3 protein-coding genes and 1 pseudogene are annotated in these 3557 nt (G+C 48.2%); all 4 read left to right on the forward strand.

The window, feature by feature from the left end; all coding sequences use genetic code 11:
• Positions 1-286: pseudogene (locus RIB93_RS12525) on the forward strand (photosystem II D2 protein (photosystem q(a) protein)); the annotation flags it as partial.
• A gap of 7 nt (positions 287-293) precedes the next feature.
• Positions 294-1655: a photosystem II reaction center protein CP43 gene (gene psbC / locus RIB93_RS12530; RefSeq protein WP_446373099.1), complete on the forward strand. Its 1362-nt coding sequence runs from the start codon at positions 294-296 to the stop codon at positions 1653-1655.
• Positions 1656-2063: 408 nt separating this feature from the next.
• Positions 2064-2216, forward strand: a complete 153-nt coding sequence (locus tag RIB93_RS12535; protein ID WP_446373097.1) for a DUF928 domain-containing protein — start codon at positions 2064-2066, stop codon at positions 2214-2216.
• Positions 2217-2374: 158 nt separating this feature from the next.
• Positions 2375-3346 (forward strand): hypothetical protein, encoded by a 972-nt coding sequence (locus RIB93_RS12540; protein ID WP_446373098.1) that lies wholly within the window; start codon positions 2375-2377, stop codon positions 3344-3346.
• Positions 3347-3557: the final 211 nt, after the last annotated feature.

Raw genomic sequence — 3557 nt, forward strand, 5'->3', positions numbered from 1 at the left:
GATTGCCTTTTCCAATAAGCGCTGGCTGCACTTCTTCATGTTGTTTGTCCCCGTGACAGGCTTGTGGATGAGTTCAGTGGGTGTGATTGGCTTAGCGGTAAACCTGCGGGCGTATGACTTCGTGTCCCAGGAAATCCGGGCGGCAGAAGACCCCGAATTTGAGACATTCTACACCAAGAACATTCTGCTCAACGAAGGAGTCCGGGCTTGGCTGGCGCCTCAAGACCAACCACATCAGAAGTTTGTATTCCCTGAGGAGGTTCTACCCCGTGGTAACGCTCTCTAGTAGTTCCATGGTGGCGGGAAACCGCGACCAACAATCATCAGGTTTTGCCTGGTGGGCGGGTAATGCCCGTTTGATCAATCTCTCCGGTAAATTACTGGGGGCTCATGTTGCCCATGCTGGACTAATTGTCTTCTGGGCTGGGGCAATGACTTTATTTGAAGTTGCCCACTTTATTCCCGAAAAGCCCATGTATGAACAGGGCGCAATTCTTTTACCTCACCTAGCTACCCTAGGTTGGGGTGTAGGTCCCGGTGGTGAAGTGATTGACACATTCCCTTACTTTGTCGTCGGGGTGCTGCACATCATTTCCTCTGCCGTTCTGGGTTTAGGCGGTATCTATCACGCCGTTCGTGGTCCAGAAACCTTAGAAGAGTACTCCGCCTTCTTTGGTTACGACTGGAAAGATAAGAACAAGATGACCACAATCATCGGGTTCCACCTGATCGTCCTAGGTCTAGGTGCTTTACTGCTCGTAATCAAAGCCATGTTTGTGGGTGGTGTTTATGATTCTTGGGCACCCGGCGGCGGTGACGTGCGGATCATCAACAACCCAACGCTGAATCCAGCGGTGATCTTCGGTTATCTAACTACCTCTCCTTTTGGTGGAGAAGGTTGGATTATCGGCGTCAACAACATGGAAGATATTATCGGCGGACATATCTGGATCGGTCTGATCTGTATTTCTGGCGGTATCTTCCACATTCTCACCAAGCCCTTCGGTTGGGCACGTCGCGCCTTTATCTGGTCTGGAGAAGCCTATCTTTCCTACAGCTTAGGTGCGTTGTCCCTGATGGGCTTTATCGCGGCGTCGTTTGTTTGGTTCAATAACACCGCTTATCCCAGCGAATTTTATGGTCCAACCAACGCTGAAGCATCTCAGGCTCAGTCCTTCGTTTTCTTAGCCCGTGACCAACGGTTAGGGGCAAATATTGCTTCTGCTCAAGGTCCAACGGGTCTAGGTAAATACCTGATGCGCTCTCCGACTGGAGAAATCATCTTCGGTGGTGAAACCATGCGCTTCTGGGACTTCCAAGGTCCTTGGTTAGAGCCGCTACGTGGTCCTAACGGACTGGATGTAGACAAGCTGAGAAATGATATTCAGCCTTGGCAATTACGCCGTGCGGCTGAGTACATGACCCATGCACCGAACGGTTCTATCAACTCCGTTGGTGGCATCATCACAGAAATGAACGGGTTTAACTACGTTAACCCCCGTGCATGGTTGGCGGCGGCTCACTTTATCTTAGGATTCTTCTTCTTAATCGGTCACCTCTGGCATGCAGGTCGCGCTCGTGCGGCGGTTGCTGGATTTGAAAAAGGTATTGACCGTGAGAGTGAGCCAGTATTGTTTATGGGTGATCTTGACTAGATTGGTTCATTTCATCCACTGAAACTTAATAGGCTTGAAGGCTCTTGTTGAAACGCAAGAGCCTTTTTTTTATGTGGCGTGCTGTGTAGATGCTGAAAATAGCAATGCTCTGGTTGAACAAACCTTCGCCCTTTATGGTAAGGGCAAGATAATATCCACCCGTGTCAACTTAAGCTCAACCCCTCACCCCCAGCCCCTATCCCAACCCCTCTCGTTCCCCCCTGCGAGGAGGGAGGACTAAGGATGCTTCGCTTTTATGGCAAGGGAGAGGGGAGCAAGAGGGGAGCAAGATGCTCAATGCAGCGAGCAAGATGCAAAGCCTCCCTTGACAACTGGCATACAGGCTTAACTTGTCACCAATGGTACCCGCGTCTTTCCTAGACCAATACACTGACTCATATTTTGGGAATGTTAACCCAGTATTTCTCCACAAAACAGCGAATTTGGTACGAGACTTTAGGCACTTTAATAGAAATGTGGCGTGAACTTCCTGATGATCAGGATGTCGCCGATGCTTGGAATAAATTGCTCAAATCTGTCGATTTTGAAGAGCATCCCTAGTGTCTAAACGTAAATTCTGTACCCTGTACAATCTTTTGAACCCTCAAACCCTTACTTTTGCCTGTGACACACCGAGCGTGTTGTCTGTTAAGAAGTTGGAAGACCCCTTTTCTTACTGCCTGCCATAGTGGAGTCAATTCAAAAAGGAAGGTTAACCTATGTCAGGCTTAGTCGTTACACCGATTAATCAGGAATACCGAATCATGGCTTATTCAATACACCTTGAAGGCGATACTCTCAAAGTGGATTTTGCTAAAACCGATGAAGAGAAGCCGATTCCGGCTGCTGGCGATGTCATCGTGCAAGATGTGCAGACTCGTGTGAGGCAAATGATTGCTTCTGGAGAACTTTCCGGGGGGAATCTGCTCAAGATTAATGGGCGGATTTCAGTGGGGGCGAGTTATACCCTGGCTCATGAGGTGGCGCATCTGTATCGAGTGGTTGCAGTGGCGGATACACGGTTGGGGGCGTATGTGGTGGTGAGTAGTACGACACCAGAGTATCCCTTGGCTAGCCGCATTGATTTTCAGACTGGGGAAGTGACAGAGGTTAAGCGTTCGGCTGAATTATCGACTCCTTCATTTTTTGTCCGTTGGGAAGGAGATGTTCTGAGAGTAGAGATTAATAATGCGGTGCAAGTAGATGGTGATCAAATTGTCCGCGATGTCAAGGCGCAGTTACAGGAATTAATTAATTCGGGGCAATTAACAGGCGGGAAACTGCTGAAAATCAATGGACGTTCAACGGTGTTAGCCTCTTATGTTATCGCACTGGAACTGGCTCATCGCTATAGTGCGATCGCAGTCTTTGATCCGAAAATAGGCGATCGCGGTTTAGACCGCTATATTATCACGATTAGTCATACTCCAGATTACCAGGTGGGAGACCGGGTTGATCTGGAGCGTGACCCCTGTCAGACGGTGAAAGTAGTGCTATGCGGCGCTCCCAATACAGGAAAAACGGTTTTTCGAGATGGGTTGAAAGAGGCAATTCTGGAGCGAGAGGATGTTCCCCAGGATTTTTATACCATTTCTGGTTGTCCAGATGGGGATGGTTCCTGGTTTGCACAAACAGCACAGAAGTATCCGGACTCACCGATCGCTCATTTTGGTAACTCAGTATCCAAATGAGCAGCCACACAGTACTCTGAGTAAGCAATTGGACGATTAAGAAAAGGACTAGGAAGCGATGCATAGAAGAATATGTACTAGATTGTGTACAAAATCTGAGTGGGTAAACTCTAAAACTTCGGCATTGACAAAAAATTAAGCTTGTGCAAAAACTATGCCTATCCTAGATTAGGGTAATTTGTTTGTTGACTTGACTCTTGTCAAATCAGGT

It is taken from the genome of Coleofasciculus sp. D1-CHI-01 (assembly GCF_040218875.1).
GTDB lineage: Bacteria > Cyanobacteriota > Cyanobacteriia > Cyanobacteriales > Coleofasciculaceae > Coleofasciculus.